Below are 19,863 nucleotides of genomic sequence, written 5' to 3' on the forward strand. Positions count from 1 at the left end.
TAATGACTTTTTTTTTTGAGTAATTCTCAACAATTACGAAAGTAAATTTTAATCATAGATTTTAAAAAATTTATGTAATTTTGCACAACTTCTATAAAACAGACTATGAAATTTAAACGCATCCTTTTAAAATTATCAGGCGAGGCTTTAATGGGCGAACGTCAATACGGTATAGACCCTTTACGCTTGGCCGAATATGCTAAAGACATAAAAACCATTACAGACTCTGGTGTAGAAGTCGCCATTGTAATTGGAGGCGGAAATATTTTTAGAGGTGTTGCCGGAGCAAGTAACGGTATGGATCGTGTACAAGGCGACCATATGGGTATGTTAGCTACAGTAATTAATGGGTTAGCCTTACAAAGTGCCTTAGAAGATGCAGGAATTCCTACACGTCTGCAAACCGCTATAAAAATTAACGAAGTTGCAGAACCTTTTATACGACGTAAAGCCATGCGCCATTTAGAAAAAGGTCGCGTAGTTATTTTTGGTGGAGGAACAGGAAATCCGTATTTTACTACAGATTCTGCTGCTGTACTTAGAGCTATAGAAATTGAAGCCGATGTTATTTTAAAAGGGACACGTGTAGATGGTATTTACACTGCAGACCCTGAAAAAGATAGTAATGCCGTTAAATTTGACACCATCTCTTTCGACGACGTTTTAAAGAAAGGGCTTAAAGTTATGGATACTACAGCATTTACTCTTAGTCAAGAAAATAGCCTACCAATTGTTGTTTTTGATATGAACACCAAGGGAAATTTACTAAAAGTGGTTTCTGGAGAAAATATCGGGACAGAAGTAAATGTTTAATTTAGTTTTTTGTTAAAATTATATCACAGTAAAGTTTAAAACCATGAATGAAGATATTCAATTTATTATAGATTCTACCAAAGAAGCCATGGACGCTGCCGTTAGACATCTTGAAAAACAATTTGTAAATATACGCGCAGGTAAAGCAAGTCCTGCTATGCTTGGTAGTGTAATGGTAGATTACTACGGATCGCAAACCCCTTTAAGTCAGGTAGCCAATGTAAATACACCAGATGGTAGAACCATTTCTGTACAACCATGGGAAAAAAACATGCTTCATGAAATTGAAAAAGCTATTATGATTGCCAACTTAGGATTTAATCCTATGAATAATGGTGATATGATTATAATAAATGTTCCGCCATTAACTGAAGAACGCAGACGTGATTTAGCAAAACAAGCTAAAGCAGAATCTGAAGATGGTAAAATTGGGGTTAGAAACGCTAGAAAAGAGGCTAACAACGATATTAAAAAGTTAGATGATGTCTCTGAAGACGAAAAGAAAATCGCTGAAGTAGAGGTGCAGAAACTTACCGATATATATGTCAAGAAAATTGACGATGTGCTTGCAGTCAAGGAAAAAGAAATTATGACTGTTTAAAAATAAAGCGACAACTAAGTCGCTTTTTTTATTCTAATGCCATATTACTTCACTGTTTTAATGACTTAATTTTATGAGCGTTTAATTTACCCCCATTCCTTATATGCTTAAATTTTATCTAAGTTTAATACTTTTATGCTCTATTTATTTAAGTAGAGCTCAAGTTATTGCTCAAGATATTAGTGAAGCAAAAGACAGTATAAAAGCAGCAAAAAAAGCAGAATTTGTACACCATATTGGTAACGGATATATCCCCTTGAAATATTTTAATTTAGATTTAAGATATCTGGTCAAATATAACCAATACGAAGGCTTCAGAACCGGTTTAGGAGGCACCACAAGTAATGCTTTATCAGATAAATTTAGAATTAACGGTTATGCGGTATACGGATTTAAAGATGCACAATACAAGTATAGCATTGGTACGGGTTTACGCTTAAATAAATTACATAATACCTGGTTTAATGCATCGTACACAGACGATTTGCAAGAAACAGCTAGCACACATTTTTTAACAGATAAACGCATCTTCCAGTTCTTCGAACCCCGTTTACTTAATATTAGTTTATTTTATCATCATAAAACCAAATCAGCATCTCTTCAACACGATTTCGGCCCCAAATTAAATTCAGAAATACAATACTCTTCGAGTGAGATAAATCCAAAATTTGATTATCGGTTTATAACAGATGAGGGCATATACACCAATTACAACCTTAGCATGGCCAAGGTTGCCTTGTATTGGAGTCCGTTTGACATTTATAAACCTACCGAAAACGAGCATAAAAAAACTCATAATGGTTACCCCAAATTAACGTTACAATACACGCAAGGTTTTAATGGCCCTGAGTTTGGAGATTTCAGTTTTCATAAAGTAGATTTTAAATCTACCTACCACTTTATTTATAATAAAGAATCTCATAGCGAAATAGATTTGGTTACAGGAATTGCTATTGGGGATGCACCGCTTACACATTTATATCACGCCTATCCAAACAATATTAATAAGGCTACCATAATGCAACGTTTTTCTGTTGCTGGTCTTAATAGTTTTGAAACCATGTACTTTAACGAGTTTTTTTCAGACATGTTTTCAGTCGTACAATTTAAACATTACTTTAAACCTTTTTACTATTCAACATTTTCAAGACCCCAATTGGTTTTACTCTCCCGCTTTGCAATTGGCGACATGAAAAACAAATACAGACACCAAGGTATAGAGTTTGATACCTTAGATAAAGGATACCTAGAGTCTGGATTTGAATTAAATCAATTAATATTTGGTTTCGGACTTAGCTTAACATACCGTTATGGTGCTTATCATTTACCAGAACTAGAAGATAATTTTGCCTTAAAGTTTACATTTAACGTTACATTATAATAGTTTAGGTTAAAGTAATACGTAGCTTTTTTCTACATTTGCGGTTCTTTAATATACTTATGCTTAAACTATTCACAACAGGCTTCTGGGAGCGCATTGCGAGATTAATTTTACGTAATAAGATTACCATTTTAGTTCTTATTATTCTAGCTACTATTTTTTTAAGTACGCAATGGAAATACATGCGCTTTACCTATACAGAAGCTAATTTATTACCAGACCATCACGAAGTAAATAAAACGTATAACACATTCTTAGATATTTTTGGTGAAGAAGGAAATCTTATTGTTTTAGGAATAAAAGACAGTACTTTTTTTACAGTTGATAAACTTAATGCATGGAATAAACTTTCGGAAAGTTTTAAGTCATCTTCAGAAGTAGATGCTGTTATCTCTATAAAAGATTTACAAAAATTAATTAAAAATGATAGTCTTAAAAAATTTACATTAAAGCCTTTTATATCCGATTCTTTAACGACATCCCAACAAGTAGATACGTTACAAACTGAGTTGTTTGAAAACTATCCATTTTACGATAATTTCTTATTCAACAAAAAAACAAAAACTATTCGTACAGCAATCTACATGAATAAAGATGTAGTAAACACACCTGCACGAAAAGATTTTGTGATGAATAAACTTATCCCTAAAATCGAAACGTTTGAAAAAGAAACAGGCTTAGACGTCCATATTTCTGGAATGCCTTATGTAAGAACATTAAATGCACAAAATATAGTAGATGAAATTGGTCTTTTTGTAGGCGCGGCATTATTAGTAACCTCACTTATTTTCTTCTTCTTTTTTAGATCGTTTAGAGCGACGTTTATTTCCCTTATAGTTGTGTGTATTGGAGTAATGTGGACTCTTGGTTTACTTGGTCTTTTAAAATATGAAATAACAGTATTAACGGCTTTAATTCCGCCATTAATTATTGTTATAGGTATACCAAACTGTATTTTTTTAATCAACAAATATCAGCAAGAAGTTAAATCTCATGGTAATAAAGTAAAATCCTTACAACGTGTCATTACCAAAGTAGGTAATGCTACTTTAATGACAAATATTACCACAGCTTCTGGTTTTGGAACTTTTATTTTAACCGAAAGTAAATTGCTTAAAGAATTTGGGATTGTAGCGTCCTTAAGTATCATTGCCATTTTTATATTGTGTTTACTTATTATTCCTATACTATATACATTCTTACCTTTCCCTAAAGAACGCCATCTAGAACATTTAAACAAGCGTTGGATAGGTGCTTTTGTGGGTTGGATGGAACAAATGGTTAGACACAGACGCATTTCTATTTACATGTCTGCAGTTGTATTATTAGCCGTGAGTATTATTGGTATTTATCAAATTAAAATCTCCGGGAGTCTACTAGAGGATATGCCTCAAAAAGCACCTTTCTTTAAAGATATAGAGTTTTTTGAACAAGAATTTGATGGTATAATGCCTTTAGAATTAATGGTAGATACGCAACGTAAAAAGGGCGTCATGAAACTAAGTACCTTAAAACGAATAGACGAACTTGAAGAAGCCATTATAGATATACCCGAATTATCCAGACCTATTTCAATTGTTAGTTTAGTAAAATATTCTAAACAAGCATACTATAACGGAAATCCAAAATATTACCAACTACCAACTTCTCAAGAGAGTAGTTTTATTATGTCTTACGCCAAAAACTCTTCTAACGATACCGATCTGCTAGAAAGTTTTGTAGATAGCACAGGGCGATATGCGCGTATTACAACTTTTATGAAAGACATTGGTACAGACAAGATGCAAGGTATAGAAGATCAGTTACAAACTAAAATAGACAAGTTATTTCCAGACGATCGTTATAAAGTTGTCATGACTGGAAAGGCTTTAGTTTTCCAGAAAGGAACCACATACTTAGTTAAAAATTTAGCCATCTCATTAACCTTAGCCATCTTACTAATAGCCTTATTTATGGCTTATATGTTTAGATCGTTTAAAATGATTTTAATCTCATTAATTCCTAACTTATTACCTTTACTTATTACCGCTGGTCTTATGGGCTATTTAGGCGTACCTATAAAACCATCTACTATACTCGTATTTAGTATTGCATTTGGAATTTCTGTAGACGATACCATTCACTTTTTAGCTAAATACAGACAAGAATTACAAGCTAATAATTGGAAAATTAAACGTTCCGTTTATGGTGCCTTACGCGAAACTGGAGTAAGTATGTTTTATACTTCTACGGTCTTATTTTTTGGATTTTCTGTATTTATGATTTCAAGTTTTGGTGGTACTGTAGCCTTAGGCGGATTGGTATCTGTTACGTTATTATTTGCTATGCTATCTAATTTACTACTCTTACCATCTTTATTATTATCATTAGAACGTAATATTGCCAATAAGGAAGTCTTAAAAAAACCTACAATTAATATTATCCCAGAAGATAATGACAAAACCGAAGATGAAGACGAAGATGAAGAAAAACTATAACAACAATTAAACCATGCTGTGTATAAAGAATTATATTTGCATGTTTAAAAATATTTAAAATGAAACCAAGTACAATTTCAGAATTATTAAAACAAGACTTTACTTTACAAGAAGTAGACATTAAAGGTTGGGTAAGAACATTTAGAGCTAACCGTTTTATTGCTTTAAACGATGGTTCTTCATTACAAAACATTCAATGTGTAGTCGATTTCGAAAATACAGACGAAAACATACTAAAGCGCATCACAACTGGTGCAGCTGTACATATAAAAGGAGAATTAGCAGAAAGCCAAGGTAAAGGACAGTCTGTAGAGATTAAAGTATCATCTATAGAGATATTAGGCGATTCAGACCCTGAAACTTATCCTATACAGCCAAAAAAACACTCTTTCGAATTTTTAAGAGAAAATGCACACCTACGTACCAGAACCAGTACATTTAGTGCTGTAATGCGTTTACGTTCTGCCCTATCTTATGCCATTCACAAATATTTCAACGAAAACGGTTTCTTTTATGTACACACTCCAATTATAACAGGAAGTGATGCAGAAGGTGCTGGAGAAATGTTTCGTGTCACTAATTTAGATGCTAAAAACCCACCACTTACAGAAGATGGAAATGTAAATTTTGCTGAAGATTTTTTTGGTAAAGAAACAAATCTTACTGTATCGGGACAATTAGAAGCAGAAACCTATGCGATGTCTTTAGGTAAAGTATACACTTTTGGACCAACATTTAGGGCAGAAAACTCTAATACTTCTAGACACTTGTCTGAATTCTGGATGATAGAACCTGAAGTTGCATTTATGGATCTTGCTGGAAATATGGATTTAGCAGAAGATTTTATGAAATCTGTAATTAACTATGTTCTTGAAAACAACTTTGAAGATTTAGAATTCTTAGATCAACGTTTACAAGACGAGGATAAAAAGAAACCGCAAGCAGAACGTAGTGAATTAACTTTAATCGAAAAATTACGCTTTGTTGTAGATAATAACTTTAAACGTGTTAGCTATACAGAGGCTATAGATATTTTACGTAATAGTAAACCAAATAAAAAGAAAAAGTTTAAATATATCATTAACGAATGGGGTGCAGATTTACAAAGTGAACACGAACGTTTTCTTGTCGAAAAACACTTTAAATGCCCAGTAATTTTATTTGATTATCCTGCAAATATTAAAGCCTTTTACATGCGTTTAAACGAAGATGGTAAAACTGTTCGTGCCATGGATATCTTATTCCCTGGAATTGGTGAAATTGTTGGAGGTGCACAACGTGAAGAACGTTTAGAGGTTTTAAAACAAAAAATGGCTGTTTTAGGATTAGATGAAGAAGAACTTTGGTGGTACTTAGATCTTAGAAAATATGGTAGTGCAGTACACTCTGGATTTGGATTAGGTTTTGAGCGTTTAGTAATGTTCGCTACAGGAATGTCTAACATTCGTGATGTCATTCCGTTTCCAAGAACACCGCAAAACGCAGAATTTTAATATTATAAAATACTCATAAAAACAATCTATGTACCTGCGTATGTAGATTGTTTTTTTTATTTTTATTGTATAACGCATCAAAACTTTTATGCTTAAGCAAAATTTACAGTTTAAATTATCGCAAAAATTATCTCCGCAGCAAATTCAATTAATGAAATTGATACAGTTGCCTACGCAAGCATTTGAACAACGCCTAAAGCAAGAAATTGAAGAAAACCCAGCACTAGATAGTGGTAAGGAAGAAACAGTAAATGAATTTGATGATTTCGATAATACAGCCGATGATTATAGTGACGACTCTGAAACAATAAATTCAGAAGATATTAATGTTGATGAGTATTTGAGCGACGATGAAATCCCAGATTACAGAACACAAGCCAACAACTACAGTAGCGACGATGAAGAAAAAACTATGCCTTATGCAGCAGGCACATCGTTTACGCAACATTTAATCTCTCAATTAAACACTTTTAGATTAACTGAAGAAGAACGAGATATTGCCGAGTTTTTAGTAGGTAGTGTAGACGAAAGTGGTTACATACGTAGATCGACTTCAGACATTATGGACGATTTAGCATTTACTCAAAACGTATATACTACAGAAGACACTATAGAAAAAGTATTTCATACAGTACATCAATTAGATCCAGCAGGTGTTGGTGCTCGCAATTTACAAGAATGTTTAAGTATTCAATTACACCGAAAAGAAAAGTTTGCTGATATTGTTTTAGCAACCCAAATTATTGATGATGCTTTTGAACAATTTACAAAAAAGCATTACCAAAAACTAATGCAAAAATTTGATGTTAGTGAAGATCAATTAAAAGACGCTATTGAAGAAATTGAGCGTTTAAACCCAAAACCAGGAGGCTCATATTCTGGAAATAATAGAATAATAGAACATGTTGTACCTGATTTTGCCATACGAATTGTTGATGGCGAATTAGAACTTACATTAAACGGAAGAAATGCACCTGAATTACATGTCTCTCGCGAATATAACGACATGCTAAAAGGATATAAAGACACCAAAGACAAGTCCAAATCTCAAAAGGATGCTGTATCGTTCATCAAGCAAAAGTTAGACGCTGCAAAATGGTTTATAGAAGCCATTAAACAACGCCAACAAACTCTGTTTGTAACTATGAGTGCAATTATGCAGTATCAGAAAGATTATTTTTTAACTGGAGATGAACGTAATTTAAAACCAATGATTTTAAAAGACATTGCCGATGAGATTAATATGGATGTTTCAACCGTTTCTAGAGTTGCTAACAGCAAATATGTCGATACGCCTTACGGTACTAAGCTTATCAAAGAATTCTTCTCAGAATCCATGAAAAACGACCAAGGAGAAGATGTGTCTACACGTGAAATTAAGATGATTTTAGGTACTGTTATAGATCAAGAAGATAAAAGAAAACCATTAACAGATGAAAATCTAGCAACTATTTTAAAAGAAAAAGGATATCCGATTGCTAGACGTACTGTTGCTAAGTACAGAGAACAATTAGATGTACCTGTTGCAAGACTTAGAAAACAATTGTAAAAAAAAATATTGGTTTAGAAGAGAGTTTAAGTGATGCGCATTATTTCGCTTTACGCATTTATAATTTAAAGTATATAAAATACTATGCTAAAAAGCATTTCTTATATTTTTCACCCCGTATTTATGCCGCTCTTGGGTGTACTCTTTTATTTTACAAAGTCGCCTAGATTTATACCTCAAGCAGTTATTGAGACAAAGTTAGTCTCACTAACCATACTTACCGTTGTGCTGCCCTTGCTTTCAATACTTTTATTAAAAATGTTAGGCAAAGTTAACTCCATAAATTTACCTCAAGCAAAAGAGCGTATACTCCCTTTAATAATTTTTAGTATAATACTATTAATTGTAATTAAACGGATAATAACACCATATGATTTTATAGAATTATACTATTTTTTTGTTGCAATTCTAGCATCTACAATGAGTACATTAATGTTAAACATTTTAAACTTTAAAAGTAGTATTCACATGATGGCAATCTGTGGGGTTTGTATGTTTTTTATAGGCTTAAGCATACATTTTAGTATAAATATATTAATGAGTTTGGCGATCATTTTCTTTATTATGGGCGCAGTAGCAACATCGAGACTAAGTTTAAAAGCACATAACTATCCTGAGCTGTTAATTGGCTGTGCAACAGGTGTGATTCCGCAACTAATATTAATACCAAATTGGTTATAACATATAAAAAATTAAACCTAGTTTAATTGCATTCATTTCTATACGTTCTTGAGAGATTAATGTTGTTACATCATCTTTAAATATCGGGTTTAATGCATAATACACATAAAAGTTCCATGTGTTATACCCCACACTTAAAGTTAATCCATATTGTAAATCGTTAAAACCATCGACATCTGTATATCTAACTTCTGCTACTTCACCTTTAAAGTTACTTATATGTGAAAACACATAACCTAACTTAAAACCTGTATATATACGCCAAAAACGGTAATCTGTTGGGGTAGATGTACGCCATCTAAATTCAATAGGCAATTCAACCATATGTAAGTAAAAATTGTTTTTACTGTAGTCAAACTCATACGTATCGTCTAAAACTACATAATTCACCGTATGGTCTTCACCTTCTATAATCCCTAAATTTTGATTATAAGAATTGTAAGAATAGCCAAGCCCTACTCCTATAGCAATATTTCTTCGTTTATTAATAGGCATGTCTTTAATAAAGCCCGCATGTAACCCTAAAGAAAATCCTGTTTGATCTACACCTGAAGGGAGTTTAGATAAAATGTTATATGTTGCAGAAAAATAAAATTGATCTTCTTTATACAAAGAATCTATAACTGTTAAAGCGTCATCATTAACACTTACTTGACTTTGTGCAAAACTTGTATTATGAATACCAAAATATATAATACATAATAAGACGTATAAATTTTTCATAGCAAAATAAGCTTAGACTAAAATTAAAACAATAAAATTAATAAACACTACTATATAAAAAAGGTGCTTTGATTAAATCAAAACACCTTTTATAATATAAAATTAAGAGTAAACTTAGTTCTTTAAACCAGAGAGTGCATCACCTTTTCTAGTTGTATAATTTATTTTTAACGCATTTACTTTACGTAATTCCTGCTTAATATCAGATACTAATCCCATATTGGCTTTACTATCTACCTTAAGTGCAGTTGTTAAAAATGGTACTAATTCTTCACGTTTAGAAGCTCTTTCAGCAGCAATAAAAGCAGCGATCTCAGACACATCTGCAAATTTATCGTTTAACTGAATTCTAGACTCTGTACCGTATTGACTTTCGTATCTCTGACTAGGTTTACCTGCATAGATATACATTACCAAATCTTTCTTATCAAGTTTTTCAACTTGATCTGCAGCAGGTAATTTATTCTCAATCATTAAGGTGTTTTGTCTCATTACAGTAGCCACCATAAAGAAGAATAATAACATAAATACAATATCCGGTAATGATGCGGTAGATATTGCAGGTAAATCTCCTCCTTTTTTCTTTTTAAATTTAGACATAGATTTTTGTGTTTATCTAATTAGACTTTTTAGGCTCTGCTTCAGAGAATTTTTGAGGAACCAATATTTTGATAGCCTCTAACTTCTCTTTTAAACTTTCTTTCTCAGAAGAAGATGTTCTTGGATCTGAATACTTTTGGTCTGCTTCTACAAAATTCATATTTAAATTAGGATAAGCTTTTACAAACTCTCTATTTCTAATTTGATTATAAGCAGCTAATATTTCATTCTGTACTGCAATGTACACATCATATTTAGTTGCTCTGTCATTTTGTAAAGACACAATTGCTTTATCAAAGTTATCCGATGATTTAGGATTTCTTTTACCCTGACAATTTTTACAAGCATCAGAGCCAGTTCCACCACCATTATCTAAGAAATCGACTGCGGCTTTACGCAAATCTTTAATTTCAATCACTTTCTCTTCGCCTCCTGTTTTCAATAACAAGTCGTTATTTTTATTAACCTGTAATTGGAAAATATTTTTTTCCTTGATAATTACATCTTGTTCTTGATTTTCATCAAGAGGTGGAAGTTTTCTACTCAAACCAGAATCGGTTTCAATAGTTGTTGTTACTAAGAAAAATATTAAAAGTAAGAAAGCGATGTCAGCCATAGAGCCTGCATTAACTTCTGGTGCTGATCTTTTTGCCATAATTACTTAGTTTAGTATTTTTTTAATGTTTGCATACACCATTGATAAAACAGCGATTGCTGCTAAGAAATAAAATGCATATAATCCAGCACCAACATATTTTGAAGTTGCTTCGCTAACATCCATTCCTTTATTAGTAAAAGGTGTTAAATCTAAATCTGTTCCTGAAGACATTGCATAAGCGACAAATAGAATCACTAAAAATGCTCCCACAGACATTAAAGTCTTTTTTATGTCACCTTCAAACAATCCTTTTATCACAAATATTAACACTAAAGCTAATATTAAAGCAAGGGTTGCATAAGTAACATATAGCATGTTGTCTATCATACTTTCACTTCCAGAAATAATCATCAAACCGAAAATTATTCCTATCACTGATAGTACTCCAACAATAATTGTTATTATTTTATGTAAACTCATCGTTTAATGTGTTTTAAATTATTACTTCTTGTATCTGATTAACAAGTCCATTAATGTAATTGAAGCATCTTCCATATCGTTAACGATACTATCAATTTTAGCAATAATGTAGTTGTAAAAGATTTGAAGAATAATTGCAACAATTAATCCAAATACTGTTGTTAATAAGGCTACTTTAATACCTCCAGCAACAAGTGATGGTTGCATATCTCCAGCTGCTTCAATTTTATCGAAAGCTTGAATCATCCCTATTACCGTACCCATGAATCCTAACATTGGAGCTAAGGCGATAAATAATGAAATCCAAGATACGTTTTTCTCAAGTTGTCCCATTTGTACACCACCGTAAGCTACAACAGCTTTTTCAGCAGCTTCTAAACCTTCATCAGTTCTGTCCAATCCTTGATAGAATATAGAAGCAACAGGTCCTTTTGTATTTCTACAAACTTCCTTTGCAGCTTCAACACCACCTGATTGTAATGCGTCTTCTACTTTTTGAGTTAATTTTTTTGTATTTGTTGAAGATAAATTTAAAAAGATAATTCTCTCAATAGCAATAGCTAAACCTAGAATTAAACATAATAATACGATTCCCATGAATCCAGCGCCCCCTTCTATAAAACGCTTTTTTAATTCTTGGTGAAAACCTAAATCTTCAGTTGCAGTTGCGGCTGCATCATCTTGAATTGAAGAAACTACGGTAGTTGCTACAGCAGCAGCGCTTGTTGTAGTTGCATTAACAGTTCCGAATGCCACCATAAATGTAATGGCTAGGATAGAAAATAATCTTTTCATTGTTCTTGATCTTAATTTTATTAGTTAAAGTGTTAAAGATATAAAAAAAATGTAATTAAAAAACAAAAAACATCATCAGAATTATCTGCAGAGAGGAAGGGATTCGAACCCTCGATACCCTTTTGGAGTATACACACTTTCCAGGCGTGCGCCTTCGACCACTCGGCCACCTCTCTGTTTTTCATTTTTAAATAACATATGGCAAATAACAAAAAATCTTTAAGACATGAAAGTTTTATCAGTTAATTTTAAGTCATTTCTCCCCGTAAAGATGTTTCATATATGGTTTTGAATACTTTAGCTGAAACATGCTGTCCTAACAAATACATTAATTTACAGATCGCGGCTTCTGAAGTAATGTCTTTTCCGGAAATTACGCCTATAGCTTTCAATTTTTCGCTTGTTTCATATTGTCCCATAAGCACACTTCCTCCAGAACATTGGGTGATGTTAATTATATGTATTCCTTTAGAAATAGCTGATTTTAAAATTGTATAAAACCAGTGTTCTGTAGTACAATTTCCTGATCCATAAGTTTCTAAGACCACACCTTTTAAACCCGGTGTATTGAAAACACTTTTTAATATCCCTTGAGAAATTCCTGGATATAATTTTACCAAAGCAATATTTATATCTAATTTTTTATGAACCTTGAATTTTTTGTTAAGGTTAGGCTTAAATAAATATTCTTGGTTAACTTTTAAGTGCACTCCAGATGTAACTAGTGCAGGGTAATTTAAAGAGGCAAAGGCTTCAAAATGTTCGGCATTTATTTTAGTAGTTCTATTAGCTCGATATAATTTATATTCAAAATATAAAGTCACCTCTTTTATTACAGGCTTATTAAAACGCTGCAGTGAGGCCACATGTATGGATGTTATTAAATTTTCTTTTGCATCTGTACGTAAATCGCCAATAGGTAATTGCGATCCTGTAAACACGATTGGTTTTGCTAAATGTTCTAGCATGAAGCTTAATGCTGAAGCCGTGTAACTCATAGTATCACTACCATGTAAAACTACAAAACCATCATATACATCGTAATTGGTCTCTATAATTTCGGCAATATCTATCCAATATTTCGGATTCATATTACTGGAGTCTATAGGCTCTTTAAAAGAAAAGGTATCTATACCGCAGTCCAATTGTTTTAACTCCGGAATTTTATCTAATAAATTTTTAAAATCAAAAGCTCTTAGAGCTCCTGTTTCAAAATCTTTAACCATCCCAATTGTTCCACCTGTATATATTAGCAGTATGTTAGTTTTAGTTTTTGTCATCTATTATATACTAAATATATCTTTAGAATTTTGTGTGGTAATTTTGGCGATTTCAGATTCTGAACATTCGTAAATATCGGAAAGTTTTTCTAATACTTTTAATATATAGAAGCTTTCGTTACGTTTTCCGCGGTAGGGTGTAGGAGCTAAATACGGTGAATCTGTTTCTAATACAATATGTTTTAAATCTATATTTTTTAAAAATGTATCTATTTTTCCATTTTTAAAGGTTACAACACCTCCAATCCCTAACTTCATATTGTATGATATGGCTTTTTCTGCCTGCTCTAAACTACCCGTAAAACAATGAAAAACACCGAAGAGATCTTCTCCTTTCTCTTCTTCTAAAATATTAAACACCTCATCGAAAGCCTCTCTACAATGAATAACTATAGGTAATTTATTTGCTTTTGCAAGTTTAATTTGTTGCCTAAACGCGTCTTCTTGAATGGCAAGCGTAGATTTATCCCAATACAGATCAATACCAATTTCTCCAATTGCGTAATACGTATGGGATTTAAGGAGCTGTTCTACATGAATCAACTCGTCTTTATAATTTTCTTTTACATGTGTTGGATGCAAACCCGACATTAAAAACATATGCTCTGGAAAATCCTGTTTTAACTGAAGCATTTGTGCTGTATAGGTAGAATCTATAGCCGGGATAAAAAACCTAGAAATTCCTGCCTTAATAGCACGTGTTATGATATCTTGTCTATCATCATCAAAAGCTTCACTGTATAAATGTGTATGGGTATCTGTTATAATCATTCTGCAAAATTAATGGTTTTACATTAGTATATTTGTCTAAATTAATTTTTTAAAATGGCATCACTCCAAGAATTTCTATTAAATAAAGATTACGTTAAAATAAAACTCAAACTTACAAAAACCAATCATTTTGAAATTCTAGCAACCATAAATGGCGAAAAGGGCTTGTTTATACTAGATACAGGAGCTTCAAGTTCGTGTGTTGGATTTGGAGCTACAGAACGGTTTCATTTAAAGGTTAAAGACTCTACAGTTAAAGCTGCAGGTGCGGGAGCAACAAATATGATTACACAGCTTTCTAAAAACAATAGTATTAAAATAGGGAAATGGAAGAAAGGTAAACTGAGTTTAATTTTATTTGATTTAACCCATGTTAACACCGCTCTAATAAATCACAATTCTACACCTGTAGATGGTATTATTGGTGCAGATATTCTTAAAAAAGGAAAAGGGATAATTGACTACGACAAAAAATATCTCTATTTAAAAAAAACCTCTTTAGCCAAGAAATAGTATATTTAATATATAATATAAGAATTCTCCCTCTATGAAATCTTCAATTGTGATTGCTGATGATCATCCTTTAATGTTAAAAGGGATGACAAATTACTTGACGTCTATAAATTATAATATTATAGGAAGTGCTACAGATGGACAATCGGCATACAATCTTATTGTTAAACTTAAACCTGAAATTGCCATACTAGATATAAGAATGCCCAATAGATCTGGGATAGAGATTGCCGAAGATTGCAAAAAAAACAATATTTCTACAAAAATTATTTTAATCACTTTTGATAAACGCGAAGATGTGTATTACAAAGCAAAGGAATTAAATATTTATGGATATATTTTAAAAGAGTTTGCTGTTGAAGAAATTGAAAATTGCATTGAAAGCGTAATTACCAACACGCCATACTTTAGTCAAGAGATTATTCCCAACCTAGAAAAATCAAAAAACAACAACGATTTAACGGTTCTAAACAAATTAACCAGGACAGAAATTAAAATATTAAAACTTATTGCCAAAAACAAAACTAGTCCAGAAATAGCAGATAATTTATGTGTCTCTTCTAGAACTGTAGATAAGCATAGAAGCAACATTGTGAACAAGCTCAAACTCGAAGGAAAACACAATGCATTATTTATTTGGGCAAATAATCATAAAGACATTCTGTAAGAATACGTATAAACACGTATTTCATACCACATACAAATAAAATACCTTTACAGTGCTATTAATTAGTTCTTAGGGAGGATTATTAATTTTAACTCTGCATTATAATAGTGCAGAGTTTTTAATTTAAGATGACTTTTACACAAATAATCAAAATCTTAGATTAAGACATTCAAACCATCTTACTTTACAATTAGTGTGCTCTCTAATTACGTAAACAATTTAAGTGATATGGAAAACCAAACCAGCATTCAGAATATTATACTTATTTCAAGTATAATTATTTTCGCATTATTTACCATTGCATTGAACCTTATAGTGTATTATTCACACTAACCACAACAAAAAAGGACAATCAAATATGATTGTCCTTTTTTTATTATCTAAACATTAAGTGCTTACTATAATTCTAAAGCTTTCTTAACGTCATTATTCATTAAAAATTCTTGTGGATTTTCTAAAGCTTCTTTAACAGCGACTAAAAATCCAACACTTTCTTTACCATCAATAATTCTATGATCGTAAGACAATGCTACATACATAATTGGTCTAATAACCACTTGACCATCTACAGCAACTGGACGCTCTACAATGTTATGCATACCTAAAATACCACTTTGAGGTGGGTTAATAATTGGAGTAGATAACATACTTCCAAACACTCCACCATTAGTAATAGTAAATGTACCGCCTGTCATTTCATCAACAGTAATTTGTCCATCTCTTGCACGAAGTGCTAAACGCTTAACTTCTGCTTCTACACCTCTAAATGTTAAGTTCTCTGCATTTCTAATAACAGGAACCATTAAACCTTTTGGTCCAGAAACCGCAATACTAATGTCACAGAAATCATAAGAAATCATTTCTTTTCCATCCATCATAGAGTTTACAGCAGGATACATTTCTAAAGCTCTAACTACTGCCAAAGTAAAGAAACTCATAAATCCTAAACCAACACCATGTTTTGCTTTAAACGCCTCTTTATGCTCATTCCTTAACGCAAAGATAGGAGACATATCTACCTCATTAAAGGTAGTAAGCATAGCTGTTTCATTTTTTACACTTACCAAACGCTCTGCAACTTTACGACGTAACATAGACAATTTAGAACGAGACTCGCCACGAGATCCACCTGTTGGTGTTCCCATAGACGGTTTTGCTTGAATGGCATCATCTTTAGTTACCCTACCCGCTTTTCCTGTACCAACAATACTAGCTGCATCTATTCCTTTTTCTGCTAAAATCTTTTTAGCTGCAGGACTAGCTGTACCAGATGCATATGTTTTTTCTGCTGCAGGAGCAGCAGCTTTAGGCGCCTCTGCTTTTGGTTCAGGAGCTTCTTCTTTTTTATCTTCTTTTGCTGGTGCATCGCCTTCTGGCTTAGCAGCACTTGTATCTATTAAACATACAACCTCACCAACAGCAACAGCATCACCTTCTTCTGCTTTTAGCGTAATAATTCCGCTTACTTCTGCAGGAAGTTCTAGAGTAGCTTTATCACTATCTACTTCAGCAATTGCTTGGTCTTTTTCTACATAATCACCATCCTGAACTAACCATGTTGCTATTTCTACTTCTGTAATAGATTCTCCCGGAGAAGGTACTTTCATTTCTAAAATCATCGTTCAATATTTTAGTTTAATCTTATTTTTAAATTATCGTTGGTTGTTTTTTGTTTTATCGAAAACATAGTCGATTACTTCTTTGTGGCGGCGTTTTGATCGCGTTGAACTACCGGCAGCAGGAGCACCATAAGGTCGTCTTGATGCTATTCTAAATGATTTTGCTTCATCTAAATGCATTAACATATGTGCATAAGCTCCCATGTTTCTAGGTTCTTCTTGGGCCCACACCACTTCTTCTGCATTACTATATTTGGCAATAATATCTCTAATAGCTGTTGCAGGTAATGGGAATAATTGTTCAATACGTACTAAGGCCACATCGTCTCTACCTGTTTCTTCTTTTACTTCTAATAAATCGTAATAGAATTTACCTGTTACAAACACAAGTGATTTTACTTTATCTGTTTCTGCAGTAGCATCATCTATTACCATTTGGAAACTTCCGTTAGCAAACTCTTCTACAGTAGACACTACTTTAGGATGACGTAATAAACTCTTAGGAGTAAAAACTATTAATGGTTTTCTAAAATTCGATTTCATTTGTTTACGCAACAAATGATAGATATTTGCAGGTGTTGTACAGTCTGCTACAAACATATTATCTTTTGCACACAATTGTAGATAACGTTCCATACGTGCCGATGAATGCTCTGCTCCTTGACCTTCATAACCGTGTGGCAACAACATTACCAACCCGTTTTGCAGTTTCCATTTATCTTCGGCAGCAGAAATATATTGATCTAGCATGATTTGAGCACCGTTACTAAAGTCTCCAAATTGAGCTTCCCAAATGGTTAATGTTTTAGGACTTGCCATAGCATAACCATAATCGAAACCTACCACACCGTATTCTGATAATAAGGAATTATAAATAAAGAATTTTCCTTGTGTATTGCTTAAATTATTTAACAATACGACTTCTTCTTCACTATCTTCTACTTTAATCACGGCATGACGGTGAGAGAATGTACCACGCTCTACATCTTGTCCAGACATTCTAACATCGAAACCTTCTTCTAAAAGCGTTCCGTAAGCTAAATGTTCTGCCATTGCCCAGTCTAATTTATCCTCTTCAAACATTGTTTTTCTAGTTTGCACTAGACGTTCAATTTTACGGATGAATTTTTTATCTGAAGGTAATTCTGAAATTACGCTTGCTATTTGAGCTAATTTGTCTTTAGACACAGTTGTATCTATTGGCATCATCATATCTTGTTCGGTAACGCGAACAAAATCTTGCCACTCATCTTGCATGAATGGTGTTATTACTGTTTTCTCTTCTTTACGAGAATCTTCTAATTTTTCTTCTAGACTTGCTTTATAAGCTTCCTCTAAGCCTTTAACAAAGTCCTTATCTATAACACCTTCCTTAATTAATTTTTCAGCATAAATATCTCTAGGATTTTTGTGCTTCGCAATAGCTTTGTATAATTTAGGTTGTGTAAAACGTGGTTCGTCTCCTTCGTTATGGCCATATTTTCTATAACCTAATAAATCTATAAAAACATCACGTTTAAAATGCATTCTAAAATCTAAAGCAAAAAGTGTTGCATGCACAACAGCTTCTACATCGTCTGCATTAACGTGTAATACAGGTGATAGTGTAACTTTAGCAACATCTGTACAATAAGTACTAGATCGCGCATCTAAATAATTAGTTGTAAATCCAATTTGGTTGTTTACAACAATATGAAGTGTTCCGTTAGTTTTATACCCGTCTAATTGGGCCATTTGAACAATTTCGTAAACCAAACCTTGACCTGCGATAGCGGCATCTCCATGCACTACAATTGGTAGCACTTGCGAGGGATCGTCTGCATATTTATCGTCTTGTTTAGCACGAACTATACCTTCTACTACTGCTCCAACCGTTTCTAAATGCGATGGATTGGGAGCAATATTAAGATTGATTTTCTTTCCGTTATCAGTTAGTCGATTACACGTCCAACCTAAGTGATATTTTACATCACCATCAAAAATTTCTTCTTCGTAATCTTTACCATCAAACTCACTAAAGATATCTTTAGCAGATTTACCAAAAATATTTGTAAGTGTACTTAAACGACCACGGTGTGCCATACCCATTACAAATTCCTTAACACCATAGTCGGCTGCTTTTTCAATTACAGCATCTAATGCAGGAATTAAAGACTCTCCACCTTCTAATGAAAATCGTTTTTGTCCAACATATTTAGTGTGTAAAAAACTTTCGAAAGAAACAGCTTCATTTAATTTTTTAAGAATATGCTTCTTTTGATCTGTATTAAAATTAGGCTGATTATCGTTTACGTTAAGCTTTTGTTGAATCCATGCCTTTCGGTCTGGATTTCTAACATACATATATTCTATACCTATAGAATCACAATATATTTTTTCAAGATGTTTAACAATTTCTTTTAGAGTTTGAGATCCAATACCCAAGATTTCTCCAGCCGAAAACACGGTATCTAAATCTTTATTAGATAATCCAAAATTCTCTAAGGCCAATGTTGGCGAATACGTTCTACGATCGCGTACAGGATTTGTTTTTGTAAACAAATGCCCTCTGGTACGGTAACCGGCTATCAATTGAACAACTTGGAATTCTTTAGTTAAGTTTTCCGAAACATGATCACAAGAGAAGTTTTCTACTTGTTCTTGATCTACGATATCGTTTTCGCTACCGAAATCATAACCTTGAAAGAATGCTCTCCAACTTGGCTCAATTGAATCTGGGTTTTGTAAATATTGATCGTATAATTCAGCAAAATATGCTGTATGTGCTGCGTTTAAAAAGGAATATTTATCCATTATATTATTTGAGAAATTCTCGCTTTGAC

Annotated in this window: 18 protein-coding genes and 1 tRNA gene; 9 read left to right on the forward strand and 10 right to left on the reverse strand. The window is 32.7% G+C overall.

Translation table 11 applies throughout. The features are described 5' to 3' along the window. Positions 1 to 105: 105 nt before the first annotated feature. From pyrH to FNB79_RS03030, 7 genes are all read left to right on the forward strand, one after another. Positions 106 to 813: a UMP kinase gene (gene pyrH, locus FNB79_RS03000; RefSeq protein ID WP_143379890.1), complete on the forward strand. Its 708-nt coding sequence runs from the start codon at positions 106 to 108 to the stop codon at positions 811 to 813. A gap of 43 nt (positions 814 to 856) precedes the next feature. Continuing rightward, complete coding sequence (gene frr, locus FNB79_RS03005; RefSeq protein WP_143379891.1) at positions 857 to 1,414, forward strand: ribosome recycling factor; 558 nt, start codon at positions 857 to 859, stop codon at positions 1,412 to 1,414. Positions 1,415 to 1,517: 103 nt separating this feature from the next. After that, positions 1,518 to 2,795 carry a hypothetical protein gene (locus tag FNB79_RS03010; protein WP_246073322.1) on the forward strand — a complete coding sequence of 426 codons (1,278 nt, stop codon included), beginning with the start codon at positions 1,518 to 1,520 and terminating at the stop codon, positions 2,793 to 2,795. Between the two features lie 59 nt (positions 2,796 to 2,854). Then, positions 2,855 to 5,272, forward strand: a complete 2,418-nt coding sequence (locus FNB79_RS03015) for an efflux RND transporter permease subunit (protein ID WP_143379892.1) — start codon at positions 2,855 to 2,857, stop codon at positions 5,270 to 5,272. 59 nt (positions 5,273 to 5,331) lie between these two features. Continuing rightward, on the forward strand, positions 5,332 to 6,765 hold the full coding sequence (gene asnS, locus FNB79_RS03020; protein WP_143379893.1) for an asparagine--tRNA ligase: 1,434 nt from the start codon (positions 5,332 to 5,334) through the stop codon (positions 6,763 to 6,765). Between the two features lie 88 nt (positions 6,766 to 6,853). Continuing rightward, complete coding sequence (rpoN, locus tag FNB79_RS03025; protein WP_143379894.1) at positions 6,854 to 8,314, forward strand: RNA polymerase factor sigma-54; 1,461 nt, start codon at positions 6,854 to 6,856, stop codon at positions 8,312 to 8,314. Between the two features lie 258 nt (positions 8,315 to 8,572). Further along, entirely contained in the window at positions 8,573 to 8,995 is a 423-nt protein-coding gene (locus FNB79_RS03030) for a hypothetical protein (RefSeq protein ID WP_246073323.1), read from the forward strand. On the opposite strand, the gene FNB79_RS03035 is transcribed toward FNB79_RS03030, so the two are convergent. The 8 genes from FNB79_RS03035 to FNB79_RS03070 form a co-directional block, all read right to left on the reverse strand. Continuing rightward, the gene (locus FNB79_RS03035) at positions 8,990 to 9,718 is read right to left on the reverse strand and encodes a porin family protein (RefSeq protein WP_143379896.1); all 729 of its coding nucleotides are present in this window, start codon (positions 9,716 to 9,718) and stop codon (positions 8,990 to 8,992) included. The two genes, FNB79_RS03030 and FNB79_RS03035, sit on opposite strands and share 6 nt — an antisense overlap. 114 nt (positions 9,719 to 9,832) lie before the next feature. Then, positions 9,833 to 10,318 (reverse strand): ExbD/TolR family protein, encoded by a 486-nt coding sequence (locus FNB79_RS03040; protein ID WP_143379897.1) that lies wholly within the window; start codon positions 10,316 to 10,318, stop codon positions 9,833 to 9,835. 16 nt (positions 10,319 to 10,334) lie between these two features. Then, positions 10,335 to 10,973, reverse strand: coding sequence for an ExbD/TolR family protein (locus tag FNB79_RS03045; protein WP_143379898.1), 639 nt, complete (start codon positions 10,971 to 10,973; stop codon positions 10,335 to 10,337). Positions 10,974 to 10,979: 6 nt separating this feature from the next. After that, positions 10,980 to 11,396 carry a hypothetical protein gene (locus tag FNB79_RS03050; protein WP_143379899.1) on the reverse strand — a complete coding sequence of 139 codons (417 nt, stop codon included), beginning with the start codon at positions 11,394 to 11,396 and terminating at the stop codon, positions 10,980 to 10,982. Between the two features lie 21 nt (positions 11,397 to 11,417). Continuing rightward, positions 11,418 to 12,191 carry a MotA/TolQ/ExbB proton channel family protein gene (locus FNB79_RS03055; protein WP_143379900.1) on the reverse strand — a complete coding sequence of 258 codons (774 nt, stop codon included), beginning with the start codon at positions 12,189 to 12,191 and terminating at the stop codon, positions 11,418 to 11,420. A gap of 88 nt (positions 12,192 to 12,279) precedes the next feature. Then, a tRNA-Ser gene (locus tag FNB79_RS03060) sits at positions 12,280 to 12,367 on the reverse strand. A gap of 72 nt (positions 12,368 to 12,439) precedes the next feature. Next, positions 12,440 to 13,471 (reverse strand): asparaginase, encoded by a 1,032-nt coding sequence (locus FNB79_RS03065; RefSeq protein ID WP_143379901.1) that lies wholly within the window; start codon positions 13,469 to 13,471, stop codon positions 12,440 to 12,442. A gap of 3 nt (positions 13,472 to 13,474) precedes the next feature. After that, entirely contained in the window at positions 13,475 to 14,242 is a 768-nt protein-coding gene (locus FNB79_RS03070; RefSeq protein WP_143379902.1) for a TatD family hydrolase, read from the reverse strand. A 54-nt stretch (positions 14,243 to 14,296) separates the two neighbouring features. On the opposite strand from FNB79_RS03070, the gene FNB79_RS03075 reads away from it, so the two are divergent. Together FNB79_RS03075 and FNB79_RS03080 are read left to right on the forward strand one after the other, a co-directional pair. Further along, positions 14,297 to 14,755, forward strand: coding sequence for a retropepsin-like aspartic protease (locus FNB79_RS03075; protein ID WP_143379903.1), 459 nt, complete (start codon positions 14,297 to 14,299; stop codon positions 14,753 to 14,755). 34 nt (positions 14,756 to 14,789) lie between these two features. After that, complete coding sequence (locus FNB79_RS03080) at positions 14,790 to 15,422, forward strand: response regulator transcription factor (RefSeq protein WP_143379904.1); 633 nt, start codon at positions 14,790 to 14,792, stop codon at positions 15,420 to 15,422. A gap of 398 nt (positions 15,423 to 15,820) precedes the next feature. Here the strand turns inward: FNB79_RS03080 and odhB are convergent, their stop codons facing one another. Next, complete coding sequence (odhB, locus tag FNB79_RS03085; protein WP_143379905.1) at positions 15,821 to 17,041, reverse strand: 2-oxoglutarate dehydrogenase complex dihydrolipoyllysine-residue succinyltransferase; 1,221 nt, start codon at positions 17,039 to 17,041, stop codon at positions 15,821 to 15,823. Positions 17,042 to 17,074: 33 nt separating this feature from the next. After that, positions 17,075 to 19,834 (reverse strand): 2-oxoglutarate dehydrogenase E1 component, encoded by a 2,760-nt coding sequence (locus FNB79_RS03090; RefSeq protein ID WP_143382546.1) that lies wholly within the window; start codon positions 19,832 to 19,834, stop codon positions 17,075 to 17,077. Between the last annotated feature and the right edge of the window lie 29 nt (positions 19,835 to 19,863).

It is taken from the genome of Formosa sediminum (assembly GCF_007197735.1).
Taxonomy (GTDB): Bacteria; Bacteroidota; Bacteroidia; order Flavobacteriales; family Flavobacteriaceae; genus Formosa; species Formosa sediminum.